Origin of the sequence: Streptomyces sp. NPDC048417 (genome assembly GCF_040651615.1) — a bacterium.
GTDB lineage: Bacteria > Actinomycetota > Actinomycetes > Streptomycetales > Streptomycetaceae > Streptomyces.
This window is the reverse complement of the sequence record NZ_JBEZKI010000005.1, coordinates 230,445-251,735: the sequence shown is the minus strand read 5'-3', so window position 1 is coordinate 251,735 and position 21,291 is coordinate 230,445. Positions and strand designations below refer to the sequence as shown.

Genomic DNA, 21,291 nt, shown 5'->3' with positions numbered 1-21,291 from the left:
TTCCCCAATCGGCCACCTGTGGTGGCGATTTCGGCGCACAGTAACGCGCGTAGAAGGGAAGGGGAACGGGGTTTCTCATTGCCGTTATCGAACCGTGCCGACCCTGGGTTACAAGGAGGGATCGCGGGTTACACCGGGGTGACACAAGGGGACGAAGGGGCACCGATCGGGCGCCTACGTCCCCTGGGGCCAGATGACCGTTTCTCCAGCCTTTCGATACGACTGCCGCCGTTCCCGCTAGCGGGTGGCGTCGATGAGGGCGGCGGCCGTGAACAGCTCCACGCCGACCGTGATGGCCCGCTCGTCGGCGTCGAAGTCACCCTGGTGCAGGTCACGCACGGTGCGCTCGCCCGGTGTCCGCACCCCGAGCCGCGCCAGCGCGCCCGGCACGTGCTCCAGGTACCAGGAGAAGTCCTCGCCGCCGAGGCTCTGCTCGGTGGTCTCGATGGAGTCGGTGCCGCGCCGGGCGGTCATCGCGTCCCGCAGCAGTTCGGTGACCACCGGGTCGTTGACGACCGGCGGCACCCCGCGCACGTAGTTGATCTCGGACTTGGCCCGGTGCAGGGTCGCGACCTCGTCGATCGCCGCGTGCACCACGTCCGGCGCCTGCCGCCAGGCGGCCAGGTCCAGGCATCGCACGGTCCCGGAGAGCTCGGCGTGCTGGGGGATGACGTTGGGCGCGTGCCCGGACTCGATCCGCCCCCAGGTCACGGCGAGCCCGCTGCGGCTGTCCACGCGCCGCGCGATGAGCGCAGGCACGTCGACGGCGACCCGGGCGGCGGCGGTGACCATGTCGGTGGTCAGATGCGGCCGGGCGGTGTGCCCGCCGGGCCCGTCCAGCGCCACCTCGATGCGGTCGCAGGCGCTGGTGATGGCGCCGTTCCTGAGCCCGATCCGCCCCGCGTCCACCCGGGGGTCGCAGTGCACGGCGATGATCCGCCCCACCCCGTCCAGCGCCCCGGACCCGATGGCGTCGGCGGCACCGCCGGGCAGCACCTCCTCGGCGGGCTGGAAGAGCAGCCGTACGGGCCGTGGCAGCAGCCCCCGCTCGTGCAGCTCGGCGAGGACCAGCCCGGCGCCCAGCACCACGGCCGTGTGCACGTCGTGCCCGCACGCGTGCGCCCGGTCCGGCACGGTGGACCGGTAGGCGCACTCCGTCTTCATGTCCGGGATCGGCAGGGCGTCGATGTCGGCGCGCAGGGCGAGCACCGGCAGCCCGTCGGCCTCGGGCCCGATGTCACAGATGAGCCCGGTTCCCATGGAGAGCACCCGCGGCCTCAGACCGGCCTTCTCCAGCCGTTCCTTGATCGCGGCCGTGGTGCGGAACTCCTGGTTGCCTAGCTCGGGGTGCATGTGCAGGTCGCGCCGGAACGCTACGAGTTCGGCGTGCAGCTCCTCGCTGAGCACGCCGGGGAGCACATCCCCTGGGAGGTCGGCCTCGGACTCTAGGGACATCAATTGGTTCACCCTCTGAAGGGTAGGACGCCCGGGGGGTCAACTGCCCCGAGATCAACAAAAGTTCAGCCCGTTAGGGGAAGAAAATCTGACCGCGATGGCATGACCTCGGACGTGGCTGGGTAAAACCTATGTTTCCTCTTCCACGGATACCACGCCGTAGGGCAATCACGCCGTTTCTGTCCACGTACCGAAACGGAACCGGGCCGGAACAGCGACTTCGCCACGCGTGGCACGCCCGCCCGGTAGCGTGCGCGACCGTGACGGACTCGGAGACGACCGACTTCATAGAAACCACCCGTACGTCCTACGACGCGATCGCGAAGGACTACTCCGCCGCCTACCCCGGCCTCCCCGAACGGCCGGTGGACCTGTCCCTGATCGCCGCCTTCGCCCAGCTGGTGAAGGCGAACGGCACCGCCCCCGTGGCCGACCTGGGCAGCGGCCCCGGCCACATCACCGCGCACCTGAACGAGCTGGGGGTCCCGGCCTTCGGCATCGACCTCTCCCCCGCCATGGTCACCCTGGCCCGCGAGGCCCACCCCGCGCTGCGCTTCCACCGGGGTTCGATGACGTCCCTGGACCTGCCCGACGCGACCCTGGGCGGCATCCTCGCCCTCTACTCGATCATCCACATCCCCGACGACCGCCTCCCGGAGACCTTCGCCGGCTTCCACCGCGTCCTGGTCCCCGGCGGCCATGTCCTGCTGGCCTTCCAGAAGGGCGAGCAACCCGGCCTGCACCTCACCGAGCGCTTCGGCCACGAGATCGACCTCCAGTACTACTGGCGCCCCGCGTACGCGGTGGGCGACATGCTCGCCAAGGCGGGCCTGGAGGTGGCGGCCACCCTGATCCGCGAGCCGCTGGACGAGGAGAAGTGGCCGCGGGCGTTCGTACTGGCCCGCAAGCCCTGACCGTACCGGGGGCGCGGTGGCCGGAGGCATCAGAGCTGAGCGGCCTGGGTGCAGCGCACACACTCGGTGACGACGTCCCGCAGGCTGCCGGTGTCCGCCAGCAGCCGCCGCTGCTCGTCGGCGCCGTTGCCGTCCCGCAGCAACCGCTGAACGGCCTCTTCCACCATCGGCAGGTCGCCGCTGTCGACGAGGGCGTCCCTGGTGTGTGCCAGCAGGGCGCCCAGGACGACCGTCGCCGCCCGGGGCCGCATGGTGAGGGGGTCGAGCAGTTCCCCGCCGAGCCCCGAGCGGGCGGCGCGCCAGCCGGCCATCCGCGCCAGCCCCACGCCGTGGTCGACGGGCTCCTGCCCGGCCCGCCACTCCCGCCCCGCGGTCTCCACCAGGGCACGGGCCAGGGCGGCCACGAGCACGGCGGTTTCGGCGCGCAGGCACACGTCGGCGACCCTGATCTCCACGGTCGGGAAGTGCCGGGCGAGCCGGGCGTCGAAGTAGACCATCCCCTCGTCCAGGATGACGCCGGTGGCCACCATGTCCGCGACCAGCCGGTGGTACCGCTCCGCGGACCGGAACAGTTCCGCCGGTCCGGCGGACGGCCAGCGCGCCCACACCCGGCTGCGATAACTGGCGTACCCGGAGTCCCGGCCCTGCCAGAAAGGGGAGTTGGCGCTGACGGCGACGAGCACGGGCAGCCAGGCCCGCACCCGGTCCAGGACCCCGACCCCCTCCTCGTCCGACTCCACGGAAACATGCACATGACACCCACAGACCAGCTGCTCACGGGTGGCGATCCCGTACTGCTCGGCCATCCACTGGTAGCGGCGGTTCACGCTGACGGAGGGGCTGACGGGCAGCGGCGAGGTGGCGAGCGCGGCAACGGTACAGCCGAGTTCCCCGGCCAGCCGGGCAGCCTCCTTACGGCATCGCACGATCTCCTCGCCGAGGTCCGCCATCTCCGACTGCGGCTGGGTGGCGAACTCCAGCATCTGCCCGTAGAGCTCCTTCTCGAACACGCCCTGCCCCGGATCCGCCAACGCGGCCCGGGCCAGCACCGCGGCCGCCGACGCCTTGGGCTCCCCCGACTCCGGGTCGACGAGCAGAAGCTCTTCCTCCACTCCGACGGTACGCACCCGATCCCACCCTCCGTCCGCGCCACCACCGAACGCGGCAGCCTCCGCACCCCCCGACTTCCCACGCCGGCCGGGGGGACACCTGCCGCACCCGCCCGACACGAGTCGCCCCAGCCGCCAGGCGACGGCCACGAAGGGGGGATCCGTGCCACCCATTCCCACACCGCCCGGCCTGCCCCAGGCCTCTCCCCGTACCCGGCTGGCACACATCCACCAGACCCACCCCCAGCCAGCCGCCGACCCACCCGGAGTGCCCCGAGCCGGGACCGGCACCCACCGGCCGACGGCGAGCCCCAAAACCCACGGCCTCCGCAAACCCCGGCCGGGTCCCCGCATCTCCGGGCCGCCCGCTCGCTTCTCCCCCGTGCTGGAGCGAGCCGTGTCAAGGGTGACCCGAAGGGTCATCGCCGAACGCGACGCGCAGCGCGCTTGACTCGGCTCGCGGAAGCACGACACTGCCGGGAAGCGGGCGGCCCCGACGCTCACTCCTCGGCGAACAGCTCCGCGGCGTCCGTGACGTGCATGGCGCACTGGGCCCAGGTCTCAAGCCGGTCCGGGTCGGTGCAGGCGTGCACCTGCTCGCGCACGGCGCGGGTCACCGCGAGCCCACGCCACTCCAGGAGCCGCAGAACCATCTCAGCCCGTTCCTGCACACGCCCCTTCTTCCCGGCCTTCCTCACGCCCTTCCTCATGCCCTTCCTCGCGCACCTGCTCCGCCAGCGGGTGGCGCCAGAAGTACTGGATCGCCGTCATCAGGTCCCTCCACATCTGCTTCGCCTGAGGATCAACCAGGCACGAGTCGACGAACTGCACGAAGACCGCGGCGCTGTCACGGTCAATGGTTTTCAGGGCGGCTGCCAGCGACTCCAGTATGGCCGGGGCCTGCCGACCCCGCCCGTGTGTCATCGCCGAAAGCACCGCAAGGGGTACGTCTTCCTCGGCCTCCCGCACATCCGCGATCACCGGCACGTTGTCCGGCCCCAGCTCCAGCGGACGCACCGTCAGCGACTCCAAGGCCCCGGCCAGGGCCGTCCTGAGCTTTCCGGCCGAAGCCTTCGCCGCCTTCCTCCGGAGTCTGAAAACGGCGCGACTCCCCCAGTAGGCCGGCGCCGACCACGAGGTCCGTTTTGCGCCGGTGTTCCGCGGTGGGCGGCGCGATGCTCGTCGCCATGAACCGATTCGAGGGAACTGTGGCCCTGGTGACCGGCGGAAGCCGGGGTATCGGCGCTGCCGTGGCTCTGCGGCTGGCCGAAGAGGGCGCCGACGTGGCTCTGACGTACGAGAACAGCGCGGCGCTCGCCGACGGGGTGGTGAAGCGGATCAAGGACGGTGGTCGCCGGGCGCTGGCCGTCCAGGCCGACAGCGCGCGCGAGGCTGGCCGCGGCGGTGGAGTTGACCGTCGAGACGTTCGGCAGGCTGGACGTCCTGGTCAACAACGCAGGGACGTTCCTCGTCGGCCCGATCGAGGGCCTGGGCGCGGCGGAGATCGACCGCACCTTGGCGGTGAACGTCCGGGCGCCGTTCGTGGCCTCCCAGGCGGCGGCGCGTCACATGGGCGAGGGCGGCCGCATCGTCAGTATCGGCAGCAACGTGGCGGAGCGCGCGGTCTTCCCGGGCCTGGCCCCCGCGGTCCCGGAGGGGCCAGTCCACGAGGACCTTCTCGCCGTGACCACGCCCGCCGGCCGACCACCCACCCGGCCGGCCGGCCCGTCGGCTACGCCAGGCTGGTGACCGCCGTCAGCCGGTGCACGTCCTTCGCCGTGCCCGTGACGCCCGACAGGAAGCCCTGCGCGCGAGGTGAGGCGTTCTCGGTCAGCCAGGCCGGGTCGATGTCGCAGACCGCGACGCGGACGCCCGTGCCGGCCAGGGCAAGGGGAAGCGTGTGGACGACAGTCGAGGGGAAGCTCAGGATCGTACGGCCGATCGGGCCGCGGCGGGCGATCAGTTCGAGGGGGAGGTCCGGGCGGACTATCTCCAGTCCCGTCTCGCCCGCGAGACGGTGCAGCTTCTCCGTGCTCTCCCTGCGGTGCGCGAAGTAACGCGTCGCGCCGTGTGTCTTCGCCAGGGACTGGACGGCCTCCAGATAGCGGTCACCGTCCACCACCCCGGTCTCCACCAGGGACGTGCCGACCATGTCGGCGCCCTTGGTGATGCGCGGCGGGCCGAAGCGGGCCCTGGTCCAGCCGAAGTCGTTCGCGGTGACCGTGACTCCCGCCGGGGTCTCCGTCACCGGCATGGAGGAGAAGACCTCCACCCGGCGGCGGTCGCTGGGCGTGAGGCGGCGCCGGGCCGAGGAGGAGACGGGGGCGAAGAGCAGGTCCCGGGCGCCCGGGCGGCCGCCCTTGCGGTGCCAGCGGACCAGGCGTTCGCCGCGCGCCAGCTGGGCCACGAACTCCATCGTCGCCGTGCCGTCGTCGACGACGACCAGGTCACGGGCGCGGGTGATCGTCAGCAGGAGCTGTACGTAACGGGAGAAAGGATCCCCCATCACGATCCGGTCGGCCCGGCGGAGCGAGCCCGCCAGGCCGCCGATCGTCTGGAAGGGGGCGGTGGTGCCGCCCCGTGCTTCCTCCCAGCGGACCCGGTAGCCCTCGTCACGGGCCAGGTCCGCCATACGGCGCAGCTGGCCCCGGGTCATGGGGTCGGTCGGGGACAGGACGACGATCGTGAGTTCCGCGCCGGGTGCCGCCGCCGATATGGCGACCGATGCGCGGCGGGCCTGCGGTGGCACCGTCGGCACCGGTGCCACCGCCCCGCGCAGGGCGTGGACATGCGCCCACTCCAGCACGTTCAGCAGCTGCACCGGACTCTCGACGAACGCGAGTGTGGGGGGGCCGGGGTTCCCGGCGCGGGGGCTCATCGACGTACGACCGTCCCGTCGTCGTAACAACAGACGTAACTTCAGAACTTCAGCGGTGTCAGACCTGGACCGGCTCGCCGGCCGCCGCGGCGATCTCCGCCTCGGCGACGACACCGGTGACGCGGCGCAGCTTCTTCATCGGGCCGAGCTCGGAGTCGTAGACCTTCTTGACGCCGTCACCGAGGGAGGCCGAGATGGTGCGGATGTCGCGGACCAGGCGGGTGAGGCCCTGGGGCTCGACGGAGGCGGCCTGGTCGGAGCCCCACATGGCGCGGTCCAGGGTGATGTGGCGCTCGACGAAGGTGGCGCCGAGGGCGACCGCGGCGAGCGTGGTCTGCAGGCCCGTCTCGTGGCCGGAGTAGCCGATCGGGACGTTCGGGTACTCCTTCTCCAGCGTGTTGATCACGCGGAGGTTGAGCTCCTCGGCCTTCGCCGGGTAGGTGGAGGTGGCGTGGCAGAGCAGGATGTTGTCCGAGCCGAGGACCTCGACCGCGTGGCGGATCTGCTTCGGGGTGGACATGCCGGTGGAGAGGATGACCGAGCGGCCGGTGGCGCGCAGCGCCTTCAGCAGCTCGTCGTCCGTCAGGGACGCGGAGGCGACCTTGTGGGCCGGGATGTCGAACTTCTCCAGGAAGGCGACGGCCTCGGTGTCCCACGGGGAGGCGAACCAGGCGATGTTCCTGCTCTTGCAGTACTCGTCGATCTGGCGGTACTCGTCCTCACCGAACTCCACGCGGTGGCGGTAGTCGATGTAGGTCATGCGGCCCCAGGGGGTGTCGCGCTCGATGTCCCACTGGTCGCGCGGGGTGCAGATCTCCGGGGTGCGCTTCTGGAACTTGACGGCGTCGCAGCCGGCCTCGGCGGCGACGTCGATCAGCTTGAAGGCGTTCTCCAGCTCACCGTTGTGGTTGATGCCGATCTCGCCGCAGATGTAGACGGGCTTGCCGGGGCCGACCTCACGGGAACCGAACGTGCGCAGACGGGAGTTGCTCATGACTGTGGGGTGTCCTTACTTCGGGAGGGAATCGAGAGAGGGGCCGAGGATCCAGCTGGCGATCTCTCGGATCGCGCCGTCGCCACCCGGGACGGTGGTGACCGCGCGTGCGGCGCCGCGTACGACGTCGTGGGCGCTCGCGACCGCCACGGGCCAGCCCACGAGGGCGAAGCACGGGAGGTCATTGACGTCGTTTCCGACGTAGAGCACGCGCTCGGGAGCGATGCCCTGCTCCTCGCACCACTGCTTGAGTGCGAGGTCCTTGCGGTCGATGCCGTGCAGGACCGGGATCTGTAGTTTCCGGGCCCGTGCGGCGACGACCGGGTTCTGCTCCGTGGAGAGGATCAGCATCCTGAGCCCGCTCTTTCGCAGGGCGGCGATGCCGAGTCCGTCGCCGCGGTGCACGGAGACGAACTCCTTTCCATCGGCGTCGATCAGCACCCGGTCGTCGGTCTGGGTGCCGTCGAAGTCCAGTACGACCGCGTCGACGTCGTCGGCGGTCGGCAGCGAACCGGGGCGGTCCGCGTCGAAGAGGGTGGCCAGCGCGCGGGCGCGGGCCAGGTCGTGCGGGTCGTCGATCTCCAGCACGCGGGCCGGGTCGGTACGCACCAGCTCGGTGTGGCCGAAGAAGCGGTGCCGGTGCTCGCGGAAGCCGTCGGCGCGCATCGCGTAGGCGGCGCCGGTCTCCAGGAAGTCCTGGGGGCGGTCCTGCCGGCGGGGGCGGAAGGACTTGTCGTGGTTGACGCCGAAGCCGCCGCTCGCCGAGGCCGCGTCGGCACCGACCGGCACCGGGGCGTCCACCTCGTCGCGCCAGACGAAGCCGTGGAAGGGCGCCACGGTCAGGGCCGTGTCGGCGCCGTTCTCGACGATCGCGCCGGCCACCCCGTCGATGTCCTCGCGGATGATGAACGGGCTGGTGCACTGCACGAGCAGCACCACGTCCACCTCCGCGCCGTGCAGCGCCTCGTGGGCGTCCATGGCGTGCAGGACGGCGGCCTCGGAGGTGGCGGTGTCACCGGCGATGGCGGCGGGGCGCAGCACCACCTCGGCGCCGGCCGACCGGGCGGCCGCGGCGATCGCCTGGTCGTCGGTCGAGACGACGACGTCGGTCACCAGGCGGGAGGCGCGGCACTCGCGGACGGCGCGGGCGACCAGCGGGACGCCACCGACCGGGAGGAGGTTCTTCGCGGGCACGCCCTTGGAGCCGCCGCGCGCGGGGATCACGGCGAGTACCCGGGGTACGACGGCCGTTTCGGGGTGGGACATCGGCTCTGTTCCTTCGGATGCGTGGAGCTGGGCTCCTTGGCGCGGGATCCGGTCGCTCACAGCTCTCCCATTCGTCGGATCACGGGGGCCACCCGCTGGACGCCGTGGCGGTAGGCGCCGCGTGCGGCCCGGCGCACGATCTGGCGGACGGGGCCCGGTGCCTTGTCGGCGGCGGGCGCGCCGGGCAGCGGCACGCCGTCGGGGCCGAGGTGGTGGCGGGCCAGGATGCCGGGCAGGTAACCGGGCGCGGTCTCGGGTGTGTAGTACGGGTTCAGGGGCGGCAGACCGCCGGGCCGGCCGAGCAGCTTGGCGATCCGCTCGCGGCCCGCGTCGAACGCGGTCGCGTAGGAACCGTCGGCGGCGACGCCCTGCCGCGAGACCCACTCGGCGTCGGGCACCGGGCGGTGTCCGGCGTCGAGCTGGTCCCAGGAGGCGAGGCAGCCGGAGCCGACGAAGTGGTGGTTGCCGAGCGTCTCGCGGACCCCGAGGTCGGTGAGGACCACGGTGGGGATCCGCCGGTGCAGGGCTTCCAGAGCGGCCGTCGAGCTGACGGTGACCATGAGGTCCGTGCGGTCGAGCACCTCGCCCATGTGCCCGTACACGAGGCGGAAGTTGGCGGGCACGTCCTTGCCCTGGACCAGCTTCTGGTACGGCAGTTCCTCGATGTGGGTGGTGTGCTCGCCGGGCTTGGAGCGCAGCTTGAGCAGCACCTCCCGCTCGGGGTGCTGACGGGCGTGCCGGATGAGGCGGTTGAGCAGGTACGTACGGTCCTTGCGGCTCTCGGGGACCGAGGGCTGGGCCGCGAACACCACGGTGTAGGGCTTGTGTTCGCCCTCGTAGGGCGCCCCGCCGAGGAACGGCAGCGCGACCTCGGTGACCGAGGAGGAGTCGGCGCCGACCCCGTCGTACACGGCCCGGAACCGGTCCGCGTCCTGGCGGGAGTTGGCGAGGACCAGGTCCGCGCCGTGCCGCAGCAGCAGGCCGTCGGCGAGCTTCTCGTAGACGACGCCGACATAGCCGGTGACGACGACGGGCCGCTTCTCACGGCCGGCGAAGACGCTGCGCAGCCCGTGCAGCATCGCCTGCACCCCGCCGCCCACGAGGGAGAGGACGAGGATGTCGTACGACTGCTGCTCCATCTCTCTCAGGAACTCGACGGCCGTCACTTCGCGGAGCGAGTCCGCGTGGACGCCGACTTCCTGGAGCTGGCGGGCGGTGGGGGTGGCACGGCCGCGCAGGAGGTAGCCGTCGAGCCGGACGTCCGAATCGTCGCTTTCGTTGGGAATCAGGCGCTTCGCGGTGAGCGCCCCCCACTTCCACCGAGTATCGGAATCCGCCAGGACGGCCACCCGCAGGGACTTCGTTGCACTTGCTGGCACAGCCAAGACGCTAGGAAGCGATTCCGAGGATCTCCCGAACCCGAATCCAACAAAGGGTTAACAACACATCGCCGAATGGCGAATCAGCCCGGGACAAGCCGCCAAAAAGTCCTGGTTCACGACCTCGCCACATGTCGTTCACCTCGTATCAAGGCGGCGGTCAGGACGGATGACGGGCGCCCCTCTAACGTCCCCCACGTGGTCAAGCTCTCCGTCATCGTGCCGTTCTACAACGTGCAGCAATACGCGCCCGACACCCTGAGGAGCCTGCGCGCGAACGCGCGTGAGGACTTCGAATTCATTCTCGTCGACGACTGCTCGACCGACGGGACGCCAGAGATTCTCGCGCGAGCCGAGCGCGAGCTGCCAGGCGCGGTCCATGTCAGACACGAGCTGAACGGAGGGCTGGCCACCGCGCGCAACACCGGTATCGACAAAGCACGCGGCGAGTACGTCACCTTCCTGGACGGCGACGACTGGCTCGCGCCGGGCTACTACCCGCAACTGGTGGATGCCATCGAGGCCCTGGGCTGCGACTTCGTCCGCACCGATCATGTGCAGTGCACCGCCCGGGCCCGCACCGTGCACCGGGTGCCGGTCGGCCGACGCAACGCCGTCATGAACCCGCGGGACGCGATCCTGCCGACCGACCGGACGACCTCCGTCGACTACGCGTACGCGTGGGCTGGGGTCTACCACCGCCGTCTGGTGGACAAGGGGCTCGTCCACTTCACGGACGGGCTGCGCACGGCCGAGGACCGGCCGTGGATCTGGAAACTGCACCGGGAGGCCGATTCCTTCGCGGCGGTGAACCTGCTCGGCGTCTTCTATCGGCGTGGCGTAGCCTCGTCACTCACGCAGATCGGAGATGTCCGTCAGCTCGACTTCATTCGCGCGTTCGACCAGGTGATCGAAGAAACCGCACAGGACGCGGACGCGAAGGAACTCCTGCCGAAGGCCGTCCGTACCTACTGCGCCATCATTTCCCATCACCTGGGATCCATCGAAAGGTTCGAGCCCGCGGTGGCGAAGAAGCTGAAATCCATGAGTGCCGCCGCACTGCGGCGCATGCCGCAGGACGTGCTGGACGAGGCCCTGGATTCCATGGACCTCCAGCGCGCCACCAAGCTGCGCCGGCTGCGCCGCCGTCCCGCTCCCACGGGGGCCGCCGCGTGACGACCCAGATCTTCCAGGCGTCCACCCTCTACGGCACGGCCACCCTCGCCGCCGCCCTGGACTCCGGCGCCTTCCGCCCGGCCGACCGGCGCATCCTGCTGGTCTGCAACAACGCGGCGACCCCCGAGACCACCCCGGGTCTGGACGCGGCGCCCGGCTTCGAGCGGCTGCGCGACCGCTTCGACGACGTGATCTCGTACAACGAGACGATCTTCCCGTTCCACCCCGGCGGCTGGGCCCCGCGCCCCGAGGACCTCCCCCTGTGGGAACGCTTCCTGCGCCACGAGTGGCACCTGGGCGACGACGACGTCGAGTTCGCCGTCGAGTCGATCCAGGTCAACCCCTCGCTCAGCCTCACCCAGATGTTCACCGGCGCCCCGGTCACGGTCTACGCCGACGGCCTGATGAGCTACGGCCCGACCCGCAACAAGATCGACCCGCTGATCGGCACCCGGGTGGACCGGGTCCTCCACCTCGACCTGGTGCCGGGCCTCAAGCCGATGCTGCTCACCGAGTTCGGTGTCCCCGGCGAGGTCGTGCCGACCCCGGCCTTCACCAAGGTGCTGGCCGAACTGGCACCCAGCGGCGACGAGTTGCCGGTGATCGAGGAACCGGCCCTGCTGCTCGGCCAGTACCTCTCCGCGCTCGGCATCCTCTCCCCCGAACAGGAGGAGAACCTGCACGTCCAGATGCTCAAGGGCGCCGTCGAACTCGGCCACACCAAGGTCGTGTTCAAGCCGCACCCCTCCGCCCCGGCCCGCTTCGTGCACACCCTGGAGCAGGAGGCCGAGAAGCTCGAGGTCGACCTCACCGTCCTGGACACCACGGTCCTCGCCGAGGTGCTGTACCAGAAGATGCGCCCCGCGCTGGTCGTCGGCTGCTTCTCCACCGCGCTGCTCACCGCGTCCGCGCTGTACGGCCTGCCGACCGCCCGGATCGGCACCGACACGCTCCTGGACAAGCTCACCCCGTACGAGAACAGCAACCGCGTCCCGGTCACCGTGGTCGACGCGCTGCTGCCCTCGCTCACCGACCGCAAGGCCGTCGAGGAGCAGCGCGCGCTGCTGACCGTCGGGGAACTCACCGAGCTGCTGCGTGCGGTGGGCTTCGCCATGCAGCCGAAGATCCACCCGCAGCTGCGCCAGGAGACCGAGCGCTATCTCACCAAGCACCTGAGCGACACGACCATCCGCTACTTCAAGCGCAAGCGCCTGACCTCGCTCGCGCTGCCCGGCGGAGTACCGGCCCAGCTGGGCTTCCTGCCGCGCAACGCGACCGTCCGCCGGATGGCCCGCAAGGCACGCAACCTGCGCCGGGTCGTGCGCCGCTAGACGCTCCGCTGTAAGCGCCGCGTCATGTCGTCTGTCGGCTGCCGCGCCGTCGCGGCTGGTCGCGCCCGCGCGGCGGTAGCCGCACATCCAATACAGCCTCGCGCCCCTTACGGGGCGCTGCCCATGGGGCGGGTCCGGATCCGGGCCCGCCCCTTCGGCGTCACCGGCCCAGGATCTTCTTGATCGTGGCCGCGTTCTCCTGGGTGACCTTCCACAGCTGTTCCTGCCGGTCGTGCACGTCGGCGACCGTACGGCTGTGGTTGTCGAGGATGCCGATCGCGCGCTCGGTGAGGATCTCGCCGAGGTCGCGCTCGTGGACCGAGACACCCCACTCGGGCCGCTCGATGTCGCCCAGGAAGTACGCCATCTTCGGGTGCGAGATGAGGGAGATGATGGGCGTGCCGACCCCGAACGGGATCATGCCGGCGTGCCCGCGCATGCCGATGACCAGCCGGGTCTTGGCGTACGTCTCACGGATCTCGTCGTTGGAGAAGTCGTACATCGGGATCACCGGCAGCGAGATGCCGTGCTCGCGGCGCAGGTCGAAGGCGATCTTCTCGTCGTCCAGCGAGTGGGCGACACACTTGACCTCGGTGTGCTCGCCGATCCTGCGGACGGCCTTGGCCATCTCGGCGAGGAAGTGCCCGTAGTCGTGGCCGAAGCGCAGCCCCGCGCGGTCGTAGGCCGCGTTGAGCATGACCGTGTCCTCGCGGTACAGCGGGTCGCTCCAGCCGGTCACCAGCTGGCGCATGACCGTGGTCGGGCAGGGCTGGAAGACGACCTTGTCCTGGAGCTCCGGCGGGAGCATGCCGCGGACCTTGGCGATGGAGCCGTGGTTGCGCAGGCCGAAGAAGGACGACTTCTCGACCAGCAGCCGCAGGCTCTCGTTGAACCGGGTGGCCCGGTAGGACTGGCCGTCGAAGGCGTTGAAGCCGACCGCGTAGACCATGATCGGGACGTCGATGGCGCGCAGGTGCTCGTCCGGGACGTTCCACTGCCAGGCGCTGTTGCCGTTGGGCATGGTGTCCGGGATGAACAGACCGCCGCCGCCGATGACCAGACCCCGGCGGGCGTTGACCCGCTCCAGGGCGGCCTGGTCGAAGTAGCGGTGGGCGTGCACCGAGTGCCAGCGCCGGGAGGAGGTGTCCGGGCCGAAGCCGAGCCGGACGGTCTCGGGGAGCAGCTTGTCGCCCGCGTTGCCCTGCCGGTCCATGTAGAACGCGACGTGCGCCAGCTGGTCCTCGGCGCTGCCCTGCTCCTGGGAGGGGACGGCGGCCGCGCGCTGCGCCCACAGGCGGCTGGGGCGGTGGGTGGGGTCGACGGTGAGGCCGGCGGTGGCATACCGGAGGGCCTCGGTGTTGTCGCCGTGCACCCAGGCCATCTGGGCGAGCCGGGAGAAGGCGGTCGCGGCCCGGTTGGGGGCGGCGCTGGCGAGCAGCAGCTGGGTCTTGGCCTCGTCGTAGCGGGAGACGCTCATCAGGGCGTGGCCGAGCACCTCGTGCGGCCAGGCCTCGTCCAGCGGGATGCGGACGCTGCTGAGGACGTCGACGGCGTCCTGGTAGTCACCGGTCGCGATGTGCGCGGCGGCCACCTTGCGGGCGATCTCGACGTCACCGGTGCGCTTGACGTGCGGGGTGCCGAAGTGCACGACCAGGTCGTGGTGGAGGCCGCCGGAGGAGGCGAAGTAGGCCGCGTGGAAGTCGGCGTCGTTCATCTCGAACTCGCGCCAGCGGTCCTCGGCCTGCGCGTAGCCGGACTCGCCGCCCTGCCAGGGCTTGTGCCGCCCGGTGAAGTGCAGGATCTTCGTCTCCTCGGGGACCGGAAGGTCGCCGGAGAGCCGCCGCTTGACGAAGTTGTACTTGGCGTCGAGGCGGACGAAGTCGCCGTCCAGGACGGCGTTCAGGATGCCCTGGTCGTGCTTGTCCAGCTCGTACTCGCCGCTGCGGCCGGTCTTGTCGATCCTCGCGCAGAACTCGTCGGACAGGTACTCCTTCTGGATCACCAGAAGGCCGGAGTTCAGCTTGTGCTGCCCGTAGAAGAACTGCGGCACGGCCGCGAGGCCCTCGCGCAGCTCCAGGAGCTCGCCGAGACCGCCGAGGACGACCATGTCGGTGTCCAGGGTGATGATCGTGTCGTAGTCGCGCAGCCGGAAGATGTCGAGGATGAAGTACGCCTTGCGGACCAGGTAGTTGTCCTGGTCGCCCTTGACGTACGAGTCGTAGTGCGTGTCGTTGACCCGCTGGAGCACGATGCGCGGGTGCAGGGCGCGGATCTTCGCGATGGAGGCCGGGCGCAGGTCGTCGTAGAGCACGACGAAGTCCTCGCAGACGCCCGGGTTGGACAGGGCGAGGCTGCGCAGCAGGACCAGGAAGCCGGGGAGGTAGTTCTCGTCCACGTAGGACGCGAACGCGATCCGGCGCTTCTTGGTGAGGGCGCTGGCGTTGGTGTTCGGTATCGCCGGGGTGAAGGTGGTCGTCATCGCAGGGAGATCCTCATGTCGGTCACGCTCTGGGCCCGCTGCATGACCCAGTCCTTCTCGCTGGTGTATTCGTGCACGGAGGTGATGGCCAGCTTCATGGCCTCCTGCACGCGGTAGGCGCCGCTCTCGTAGAAGTCGAACCCGATCAGGTCCAGGGTCGGGCTGACGTCCAGGAAGTCCAGCAGCCAGAGCATGTTGAACCCGGAGGTCGGGATGCCCGACCAGGCGTCGGCGCCGATCTGCCCGATGTTGCGCATCGGCCAGCGCAGGGACTCGTCGGCGAGGTACTTCTGGGCGCCGGGCACCAGCTTGTTGCGCAGCGAGTGCTTCCAGTCACCGGAGACGCCGCCGAAGATCAGCCGGGTGGTCACCGGCTTCTCCCAGTTGAAGGCGTGCTTGTGGATGCTGACGTGGATGTCGGTGCGCTCACCGGTGTGCTTCGGGTCGATCTTGTACGAGTTGAAGCGCACGACCAGGTCGTAGTCGTCGATCTCCTTGCCCATGCCGCTGGCGCCCACCCGGCCCGAGTTGGCGATCAGGCAGACCGACTTGCCGGCGATCTGGTTGCGGAACTCGCCGAGGGTGATCCACTGCACGCCGTCGAAGGTCGGGTTGCCGACCGGGCCGCGCATCCGGGTGCGGCGCTGCTCGGCGTAGAGCGCGACGGCCTCGGTGAGACCGGTGTCGCCGCCCTCGGCGAGGCGCAGGTCGAGGTACTGGCTGAGCAGCTCCTGCCGGTCGTTCACCGGCGCCTCGTCCGCGGCGAGGGCGAGCAGGGCGCCCACCAGGCGGGGCTCGGCGGCCTTCCAGTCGCCGATGGCGTGCAGGGCCAGGCCCTCGGCCCAGGTGGCCGTGGCGGGCTCGCGGACGTGGTCCGCGGCGGCGGGGACCTGGCGCCCCAGGAGGTCCAGGAGTTCGCGTTCGCGCTCGCCCGCGCGGCGCATGCCGGAGATCCGGTTGGCGACGCCGAAGCCGTCGTCCTTGGTGAGTTCGAGGTAGCGCTCGTAGGCCTCGACGGCCTCGCGCTCCTCGCCGAGGCCCTCCAGGATGCGGGCCCGCAGCCGCCAGCCGGCGCGGGAGTTCCTGCGCTGCGCGAGCACGGTGTCGCTGATCACCAGGGCGAGGTTCAGCTCGTCGTTGTAACCGCACTCCAGGGCCTTGTTGGCAACCGCCAGCAGAGCGTCGAGCAGGTCGTTGTTGATCCCGCCGGCAGGGGTCGCGGCGCCCTTGACGGCCCGCTTGAGCAGGGCGGTCGCGCCGCCGGCCGGGGCCGGTGCGGGGGTGGTGGTGCCTTCGGTGGCGACCACCACCAGCAGCTTGCGCAGCTGCTCGGCCAGCTCCGCGCGACGGCGGTCGAGACTGCCGACCACTTTGCCGCTGTGCACAGCGCAGGCGTGCAGGCAGTCGTCCAGCTCCCCTCCGCGCGCAGGTGCCCGCCTGTTCTGGACCCTCGTCATAGCTCTCCTGATTTTGCCAAGCAAAGCTTGTGCAACCGCTGTGTGTGGTGGGGTGACCCGCACCGGGGGGATGGATGGAGAAACTAGGAAGCCAAAACGACTATATGGTTAACGAATCACAACGGGTAAGAGAATGGTTAGCAGGTTCACCGCACACTTTCTATGATTCCCCCAGGTGACGGTATTGGGCTTCCACGTCTCGGGGACTCTGTGAACAGATCGGATGATTAACCGCCCGGAGCCGGGTAGGCGTCTCGGACCATGTCTCTCGCAACCCCCACAACCGCGCCCCCGCCTGCGAAGATTGCCGTCACTCCGGCCCCACCCGGACGACCGCGCACCCGACTTCTGGCCCTCGACGGACTGCGGCTCGTGGCCGCCCTGATGGTCTGTCTCTACCACTACACAGGACGCGGCGGAGTCGTCTCCGCGTCCTGGCACCAGAACCCCGCCCACGTCTTCCCGACCCTGTCCCGGGCGGCCGTCTACGGCTGCCTCGGCGTCGAGTTCTTCTTCGTCATCAGCGGCTTCGTGATCTGCATGAGCAGTTGGGGCCGCTCCCTCGGCGACTTCTTCCGCTCCCGCGTCGCCCGCCTCTACCCCGCCTACTGGGCCGCCCTGGCACTGATCACCGGCGCGTCCCTGGCCCTGCCGGCCGTCGTGCACGCGGTCCGGCTCGACGAGTTCCTGGTCAACCTGACGATGCTGCAACAGCCGGTGGGCGCGCCCCGCGTCCTCGGCGTGTGCTGGACGCTCTGGGTGGAGGTGCGCTTCTACGCCCTGTTCGCGCTGCTCGTGGTCCTGCCGGGCGTCACCTACCGCAGGGTGGTGCTGTTCTGCTCGGTGTGGACCCTGGCCGCGGTGCTCAGCACCTCGGCCGGCGGCGCGTGGACCGAGCTGGTCGTCATGCCCGAGTACGCCCCGTACTTCATCGGCGGCCTGGCCCTCTACCTCGTCCACCGCTTCGGCAACCAGGCGCTGCCCTGGGGCATCGTGGCGCTCTCCTGGATCCTCGGACTGCGCATGGCCACCGAGGGGTTGTGGCACGCCGGCTCGCCCCGGAACCCGTACGTGGTGATGCTGGTCGTCACGCTGGCCTACGCCGCCGTGGCGGCGGTGGCGGCGGGCTGGACGCGGTGGGCGGCGTGGCCCTGGCTGACCACGGCCGGGGCGCTGACGTACCCGTTCTACCTGGTGCACGAGCACCTGGGCTGGTTCGTGATCAGGGTGCTGCACCGGGGCTGGGGGCTGCCGCCGTGGCCCACGCTGGCGGCGACGGTGCTCGCGATGCTCGGGCTCGCCTGGCTGATCCACCGCTTTGTGGAGACACCGTTCGGTCCGAAATTGAAAAGAGCCCTGAAGAACTCTTGATTCGATCCGAATTCACCCTTCATTAACTTAGGGATGTCTTGGCCCGCCGTTCACCTCTCCGTTGACTTCGGAGCCGAACGGCGGGCAGGCGCCGTAGAGCCCTGGCCGTGCACAGCCACCGAGCAGGGTTCCCACAGGCTGCCGATCGCGTATCGAGGGAGTGCCTCCTCCACATGGTCACCACCCAGGAAACGACCCGACTGCCCCGCCGTCTCGACGACGTGCCCGGCTGGTTCCCCGTGCTCGACCAGGTCCTCTTCGACTGGTTCCTCGGCCGCCAGGAGGACTCCGGAATGCGGGGAGACCTCCTTGAGGTCGGGGTCTACATGGGCAAGAGCGCGATCTTCACCGGCCGGCACCTGCGGCCCGGCGAGTCGTTCACGGTGTGCGACCTCTTCGAGGGCGACGCACCCGACCACGCGAACCAGGCGGAGTCGACGAAGTCGTACAGCAAGCTGACCCGGCGCCTCTTCGAGGAGAACTACCTCGCCTTCCACGACGAGCTGCCGCGCGTGCTCCAGGGGCCCAGCTCCGTGGTGCCGGCCGAAGTGCCGTCCGGCACCTGCCGGTTCGTGCACGTCGACGCGTCGCACTTGTACGAGCATGTGCACGGCGACATAGGAGCCGCGCGCGATCTGCTGCTGCCGGACGGGATCGTGGTCCTCGACGACTTCCGCTCCGAGCACACGCCCGGCGTCTCCATAGCGACCTGGGAGGCGGTCCTCAACCGCGGACTGAGCCCTGTCTGCATCAGCACGCAGAAGCTGTACGGGACGTGGGGCGACCCCGGGCCGGTGCAGGAGGAGCTGATCGAGATGGTGCGGGGGCGGAGCGACTGCCATCTGAGCATGCAGGAGGCCGCGGGGCACCGGATCATACGGCTGAAGTCGAAGGGGATGCCGGCGCCGGAGTCTCCGGTGTCCCGGTATGCGGATGTGCCGGAGGCGCCGGAAGCGCCCGAGCCGGCTTCCGCGGCTGCGGCGCCGGGTGCGGCGGTGCCGGCGCGGCGGCGGAGCCGGGTGCGACGGGTGGCGGTGGACCTGCTGCCGCCTGTGCTCACGCGGGCCCTGCGGAAGGCGATGCGGTAGGGCGTGGCGGGGTGCCACGCGGTGCCGCGGTGGGGTGTCGGGCGGGTGCGGGTGCGCTGTGGTTGCTCGCGCCCACGTGGTGGAGCCGCACGTGTCACAGCCCCGCGCCTCTGCCGCGGCTGGGGTGCGGGTGCGTTGTGTGGCTGCCGGCGTAGTTGCCCGCGCCCCGCCGGGGCGCTGACGCGGGCGGACGCACGTGTGTGAACGCACGGCCGGTCGTGCCCGCGCGGTACAGCCGCCTCGCTCTCCGTGGACGCTTCGCCCTCAGGCGATCTCGTAGCGTGCGCCGATTCCGGCGATGACCAGTTCCAGCCCCTCCTCGAACCGGCGGTCGTAGTCGGTGAAGATTTCCCGGCCCGCCGCTGCCGACAAGGGGAAGTCGGCCAGGACGCGGGCTCGTTCGGCCACGTCGTAGCCCTCCCGCCGTTGGCCCGGGAGGGGTTCGACGCCCTGTTGCTCGATGACGAAGCCGATGGTGTAGGCGTTCGTCGTGATGCCCGCCTGGGCCGCCTGGGCGAGGGTGAAGCCGGCCTCCGTCATGACGTGCAGGTACGCCTCCTGCTCAGGGGCGTGGTCGATGCCCGTGAAGCGTGAGCCGCTGTAGACCTTGGCGCCGTCGCGGTAGCCGAGCAGGGCCGCGCGCAGCCCGCCGCTCACCGTGCGCAGCCCGTCCTGCCAGGTGCCGGAGGGGTCGATCCGCGTGCCCGCGACCATCCGGCGGTACATCTCCGTCGCCATCTCGTCGAGCAGTGCCTGTTTGTCCTTGAAGTGCCAGTACAGGGCCGGCGCCTTGACGTCCAGCTCCTTGGCGATGGCCCGCAGGGTCAGTCCGTCCAGGCCGGCCTCGTTCAGCAGGCGCAGGGCCGTGTCGGCGACCCGGCGGCGGTCGAGGGGCGTGCGTCGTTCCGTGCTCACGCTTGACAGCTTAACAGCGTTAAGGGCAGCCTTCCGGTCAACGGCACTTAACGGCGTTAAGGAGATGTGCGATGGATGTTCTGATCGTGGGCGCGGGTCCCACCGGACTCACCCTCGGTATCGACCTCGCCCGGCGCGGGGTCGACGCGCTGGTCGTGGAGGCGGGCGAGAAGCTGTTCCCCGGCTCGCGCGGCAAGGGGATCCAGCCCCGCACCCAGGAGGTCTTCGACGACCTCGGGGTGCGCGACGCGCTCCGCGCGGCCGGCGGTCCCTATCCGCCCCAGCTGTTCTGGAAGAACGGCGAGCCCGTCGGGACGAAGCCGATGTTCGAGGAGGTGGCGGCGGACGAGGGCGCGCCGTACACCGATCCGCTGATGGTCGCGCAGTGGCGGACGCAGGAGGTGCTGTACGCGCGGCTGCTGGAGCTGGGCGGCCGGGTCGGGTTCGGGCGGGCGCTGACGGGCCTGGAGCAGGACGCGGAGGGGGTGACCGCCCGTTTCGCCGACGGCAGCACCGCCCGGGCACGGTATGTGGTGGCGGCGGACGGGGGCCGCTCGGCCGTACGGCGGGCGGTGGGCGTCGGGATGACCGGCGAGTCGGTCGACCCGAACCCCTTCCTGGTGGCCGACCTGCGGGTGCGGGGCCTCGACCGCGACCACTGGCACGTCTTCGTCGGCGACGACGGCAACGGCGTGGCGCTGTGCCCGCTGGCCGGCACGGACGACTTCCAGCTGGCCGCGAAGCTGCCCGAGGGCACGGAAGCCGACTTGTCCCTGGCCGGTGTACGGCGGCTGGTGTCGGCGTACAGCCACCTGGACGCGGCGGACGTCGCCGAGCTGCGCTGGGCCTCCGACTTCCGTCCCCGCGCCGCCCTGGCCGACCGCTTCCGGGTGGGCCGGGTCTTCCTGGCCGGAGACGCGGCCCATGTCCACTCCCCGGCCGGCGGCCAGGGTCTGAACACCAGCGTCCAGGACGCCTACAACCTGGGCTGGAAGCTGGGCGCGGTGCTCGCCGGCGACGCCCCGGACGCGCTCCTCGACACCTACGAGGAGGAGCGCCACGCGAACGCCGCCGCCATGCTGAACCTCTCGACGGGCGTCCACCACGGCGAGGTACGGCGCGGCGAGGCGACGGTCCAGCTCGGGATCGGCTACCGGGAGTCCTCGCTGACGGAGGAGACCCGCGCGGACCCGGGACCGGTGCGGGCGGGCGACCGCGCACCGGACGGACGGAACGCGGACGGGGTGCGGATGTTCGACGCCTTCCGAGGACCGCACTGGACCCTGCTGGCCCCGGACCCGGTCCACACCGTCCCGGAGTCGGTGCGCCGGCTGCGGGCCCCGGAGTCGTACGGCGCCGGTGTGTTCCTCGTCCGCCCGGACGGCTATGTGGCGTGGGCCGGCGACACGGCTCGGGGCCTGCCGGAGTACGCCGGGCGCACCGGGGCCTGGAGCGCGCTCTAAGGGGTGCCGGCGTTGC

16 protein-coding genes and 2 pseudogenes are annotated in these 21,291 nt (G+C 70.6%); 8 read left to right on the top strand and 10 right to left on the bottom strand.

Annotated elements, in window-relative coordinates; all coding sequences use genetic code 11:
* Window positions 1-237: 237 nt before the first annotated feature.
* Complete coding sequence (locus tag AB0D59_RS10255; protein WP_362563134.1) at window positions 238-1,455, bottom strand: amidohydrolase; 1,218 nt, start codon at window positions 1,453-1,455, stop codon at window positions 238-240.
* 260 nt (window positions 1,456-1,715) lie between these two features.
* Between AB0D59_RS10255 and AB0D59_RS10250 the strand changes: the two genes are divergently transcribed.
* Window positions 1,716-2,369, top strand: a complete 654-nt coding sequence (locus AB0D59_RS10250; RefSeq protein ID WP_362563132.1) for a class I SAM-dependent methyltransferase — start codon at window positions 1,716-1,718, stop codon at window positions 2,367-2,369.
* 29 nt (window positions 2,370-2,398) lie between these two features.
* Here the strand turns inward: AB0D59_RS10250 and AB0D59_RS10245 are convergent, their stop codons facing one another.
* Window positions 2,399-3,496, bottom strand: coding sequence for a glutamate--cysteine ligase (locus AB0D59_RS10245; protein WP_362563129.1), 1,098 nt, complete (start codon window positions 3,494-3,496; stop codon window positions 2,399-2,401).
* 482 nt (window positions 3,497-3,978) lie between these two features.
* Window positions 3,979-4,519 (bottom strand): annotated as a pseudogene (locus tag AB0D59_RS10240) (hypothetical protein); the annotation flags it as partial.
* Between AB0D59_RS10240 and AB0D59_RS10235 the strand changes: the two are divergent.
* Window positions 4,467-4,598 (top strand): DUF397 domain-containing protein, encoded by a 132-nt coding sequence (locus tag AB0D59_RS10235; protein ID WP_362563127.1) that lies wholly within the window; start codon window positions 4,467-4,469, stop codon window positions 4,596-4,598. The pseudogene AB0D59_RS10240 and the gene AB0D59_RS10235 overlap by 53 nt on opposite strands.
* A 67-nt stretch (window positions 4,599-4,665) precedes the next feature.
* Window positions 4,666-5,098: pseudogene (locus AB0D59_RS10230) on the top strand (SDR family NAD(P)-dependent oxidoreductase); the annotation flags it as partial.
* Window positions 5,099-5,210: 112 nt separating this feature from the next.
* On the opposite strand, the gene AB0D59_RS10225 reads toward AB0D59_RS10230, so the two are convergent.
* Genes AB0D59_RS10225 through AB0D59_RS10210 form a run of 4 tightly spaced genes read right to left on the bottom strand, consistent with a single transcriptional unit; the run spans window position 5,211 to window position 9,995 of the window.
* A complete protein-coding gene (locus tag AB0D59_RS10225; RefSeq protein WP_362563124.1) occupies window positions 5,211-6,356 on the bottom strand; it encodes a hypothetical protein in 1,146 nt (381 codons plus the stop codon).
* Between the two features lie 58 nt (window positions 6,357-6,414).
* Entirely contained in the window at window positions 6,415-7,350 is a 936-nt protein-coding gene (locus tag AB0D59_RS10220; RefSeq protein ID WP_362563122.1) for an N-acetylneuraminate synthase family protein, read from the bottom strand.
* Between the two features lie 15 nt (window positions 7,351-7,365).
* Window positions 7,366-8,616 carry an N-acylneuraminate cytidylyltransferase gene (locus AB0D59_RS10215; protein WP_362563119.1) on the bottom strand — a complete coding sequence of 417 codons (1,251 nt, stop codon included), beginning with the start codon at window positions 8,614-8,616 and terminating at the stop codon, window positions 7,366-7,368.
* 56 nt (window positions 8,617-8,672) lie between these two features.
* The gene (locus AB0D59_RS10210) at window positions 8,673-9,995 is read right to left on the bottom strand and encodes a DUF6716 putative glycosyltransferase (protein WP_362563117.1); all 1,323 of its coding nucleotides are present in this window, start codon (window positions 9,993-9,995) and stop codon (window positions 8,673-8,675) included.
* 198 nt (window positions 9,996-10,193) lie between these two features.
* On the opposite strand from AB0D59_RS10210, the gene AB0D59_RS10205 reads away from it, so the two are divergent.
* Together AB0D59_RS10205 and AB0D59_RS10200 are read left to right on the top strand one after the other, a co-directional pair.
* On the top strand, window positions 10,194-11,171 hold the full coding sequence (locus AB0D59_RS10205; RefSeq protein ID WP_362563531.1) for a glycosyltransferase family 2 protein: 978 nt from the start codon (window positions 10,194-10,196) through the stop codon (window positions 11,169-11,171).
* Complete coding sequence (locus tag AB0D59_RS10200; RefSeq protein ID WP_362563114.1) at window positions 11,168-12,502, top strand: alpha-2,8-polysialyltransferase family protein; 1,335 nt, start codon at window positions 11,168-11,170, stop codon at window positions 12,500-12,502. The genes AB0D59_RS10205 and AB0D59_RS10200 overlap by 4 nt, the downstream gene beginning before the upstream one ends.
* Window positions 12,503-12,662: 160 nt before the next feature.
* On the opposite strand, the gene AB0D59_RS10195 is transcribed toward AB0D59_RS10200, so the two are convergent.
* Window positions 12,663-14,981: a glycosyltransferase gene (locus AB0D59_RS10195; protein WP_362563111.1), complete on the bottom strand. Its 2,319-nt coding sequence runs from the start codon at window positions 14,979-14,981 to the stop codon at window positions 12,663-12,665.
* The gene (locus tag AB0D59_RS10190; RefSeq protein WP_362563108.1) at window positions 14,978-16,438 is read right to left on the bottom strand and encodes a glycosyltransferase family 29 protein; all 1,461 of its coding nucleotides are present in this window, start codon (window positions 16,436-16,438) and stop codon (window positions 14,978-14,980) included. The genes AB0D59_RS10195 and AB0D59_RS10190 overlap by 4 nt, the downstream gene beginning before the upstream one ends.
* Window positions 16,439-16,699: 261 nt before the next feature.
* Here AB0D59_RS10190 and AB0D59_RS10185 point away from each other — a divergent pair, with 261 nt between their 5' ends.
* Window positions 16,700-17,809 (top strand): acyltransferase, encoded by a 1,110-nt coding sequence (locus tag AB0D59_RS10185; protein ID WP_362563105.1) that lies wholly within the window; start codon window positions 16,700-16,702, stop codon window positions 17,807-17,809.
* 173 nt (window positions 17,810-17,982) lie between these two features.
* Window positions 17,983-18,897: a class I SAM-dependent methyltransferase gene (locus tag AB0D59_RS10180; protein WP_362563103.1), complete on the top strand. Its 915-nt coding sequence runs from the start codon at window positions 17,983-17,985 to the stop codon at window positions 18,895-18,897.
* Window positions 18,898-19,161: 264 nt separating this feature from the next.
* Here AB0D59_RS10180 and AB0D59_RS10175 read toward each other — a convergent pair whose 3' ends face one another.
* A complete protein-coding gene (locus AB0D59_RS10175; RefSeq protein ID WP_362563101.1) occupies window positions 19,162-19,812 on the bottom strand; it encodes a TetR/AcrR family transcriptional regulator C-terminal domain-containing protein in 651 nt (216 codons plus the stop codon).
* A 71-nt stretch (window positions 19,813-19,883) separates the two neighbouring features.
* Between AB0D59_RS10175 and AB0D59_RS10170 the strand changes: the two genes are divergently transcribed.
* A complete protein-coding gene (locus AB0D59_RS10170; protein ID WP_362563098.1) occupies window positions 19,884-21,275 on the top strand; it encodes an FAD-dependent monooxygenase in 1,392 nt (463 codons plus the stop codon).
* The last annotated feature ends 16 nt before the right edge of the window (window positions 21,276-21,291 follow it).

Excerpts from the sequence above, each read along its gene's own strand:
- AB0D59_RS10190 (WP_362563108.1), bottom strand. The coding sequence starts at position 16,438 with ATGACGAGGGTCCAGAACAGGCGGGCACCTGCGCGCGGAGGGGAGCTG.
- AB0D59_RS10170 (WP_362563098.1), top strand. The coding sequence starts at position 19,884 with ATGGATGTTCTGATCGTGGGCGCGGGTCCCACCGGACTCACCCTCGGT.
- AB0D59_RS10180 (WP_362563103.1), top strand. The coding sequence starts at position 17,983 with ATGGTCACCACCCAGGAAACGACCCGACTGCCCCGCCGTCTCGACGAC.
- AB0D59_RS10255 (WP_362563134.1), bottom strand. The coding sequence starts at position 1,455 with ATGTCCCTAGAGTCCGAGGCCGACCTCCCAGGGGATGTGCTCCCCGGC.
- AB0D59_RS10220 (WP_362563122.1), bottom strand. The coding sequence starts at position 7,350 with ATGAGCAACTCCCGTCTGCGCACGTTCGGTTCCCGTGAGGTCGGCCCC.
- AB0D59_RS10225 (WP_362563124.1), bottom strand. The coding sequence starts at position 6,356 with ATGAGCCCCCGCGCCGGGAACCCCGGCCCCCCCACACTCGCGTTCGTC.
- AB0D59_RS10195 (WP_362563111.1), bottom strand. The coding sequence starts at position 14,981 with ATGACGACCACCTTCACCCCGGCGATACCGAACACCAACGCCAGCGCC.
- AB0D59_RS10185 (WP_362563105.1), top strand. The coding sequence starts at position 16,700 with ATGTCTCTCGCAACCCCCACAACCGCGCCCCCGCCTGCGAAGATTGCC.
- AB0D59_RS10215 (WP_362563119.1), bottom strand. The coding sequence starts at position 8,616 with ATGTCCCACCCCGAAACGGCCGTCGTACCCCGGGTACTCGCCGTGATC.